The organism is Methylobacterium sp. WL18 (assembly GCF_008040015.1).
Classification (GTDB): domain Bacteria; phylum Pseudomonadota; class Alphaproteobacteria; order Rhizobiales; family Beijerinckiaceae; genus Methylobacterium; species Methylobacterium mesophilicum.
The window spans coordinates 1-1,196 of the sequence record NZ_VRVD01000985.1 but is presented as its reverse complement, the minus strand read 5'-3'; the positions used below and the strand labels follow the sequence as shown (position 1 = coordinate 1,196).

At 69.1% G+C, this 1,196-nt stretch carries 1 protein-coding gene; it reads right to left on the bottom strand.

Going from position 1 to position 1,196, the window contains the following annotated elements; genetic code table 11:
• Positions 1–99: 99 nt before the first annotated feature.
• A complete protein-coding gene (phnD, locus tag FV228_RS30310) occupies positions 100–1,029 on the bottom strand; it encodes a phosphonate ABC transporter substrate-binding protein (RefSeq protein WP_147857800.1) in 930 nt (309 codons plus the stop codon).
• Positions 1,030–1,196 lie beyond the last annotated feature (167 nt).

Below are 1,196 nucleotides of genomic sequence, written 5' to 3'. Positions count from 1 at the left end.
GAGCCGCTCGCCGCCGCGTACAGGCCGGAGAGGGCGGCTGCCCGCTCCGGCGGCAGGGGTGTCAGGCCGCGCAAGGCCGGCGCCTCCTCAGGACCGCGATCAGGACTTCTTGCGCTGCTCGTCGTTGAACTTCAGCATGTCGATGACCGGCTGGTAATCCTTGAGCGTCACCGGGGTGAGGCTGAGATCCTTGCCGTCGGACAGCTTGTCGAACGCCGCCTTGTCGGCCTTCGGCAGGTCGAGGAAGGCCTGGCGGATCTTGGCCTTCAGGTCGTCCGGCAGGCTCGCCAGCACGGCGTAGGGGCCCTCCGGCAGGAAGTCGGACTTGAACACCACCCGGAAGTCGGACTGCTTCATCGGCGTGCCGTCCGGGTTCTTCAGGACGCCCTTGGCGACCATGCGGGTCACCATCGTGTCGGTCTCGGAATTCCACAGGTTGGCGGCGGCCTCGACGGTGCCCTGGGTCAGGGCCAGGACGGCGTTCTCGTGGCTGCCGGCAAAGACCGCCTTGCCGAAATGCCTGTCCACGTCGAAGCCGGCCCGCTTCAGGAAGAAGCGCGGCGCCTGGTTGCCGGAGGTGGAGTTCGGGTCGACCAGGGCGAGGTTCTTGCCCTTCAAATCCGCCACCGTCTTGTACGGGCTGGAAGCCAGCACGTAGAGCACCGAGTAATAGCCCGAGGCGCCGGTCTCGTGCTGCGGGTTGACCAGCGGCTCGATCTTCACCCCGGTCATCACGGCCCGGCCGAACGAAGCGGCCCCGTAGAACGCGATCTGGATGTTGCCGGCGCGCTGGCCCTCGATCACCGCGGCGTAGTCGCTGGCGACCCGCAGCTTGACCGGCACACCGATCGTCTTCGTCAGGTAGTCGGCCAGGGGCGCGTAGCGGTCGTTGGTGCCGCTGGCATTCTCCATCGGGATGACCGCGAGGGTCAGCTCGGGATACTTGGCCTTCCACTCCTGGGCGGCGGCCGGCAGGCTGAAGAGGGCGAGCGACGCCGCGGCGGCGGCGAGGGTGCGTCGGGTGATCATCGGGTGGTCCTCGGGTCTGTTCAAGCGCGGGATCGTCCGGCCGCGCGCTCGGCGCGCCCGGTCGGGCGTTTCCATCCGTCGTTGTTGGGTGCCTCGAGCCCGGTGCGCCGGCGACCGGCGCCCGGTTCAGGCGCCGATGGCGGCCTCGCGGATGGGCTGGGCCGGGA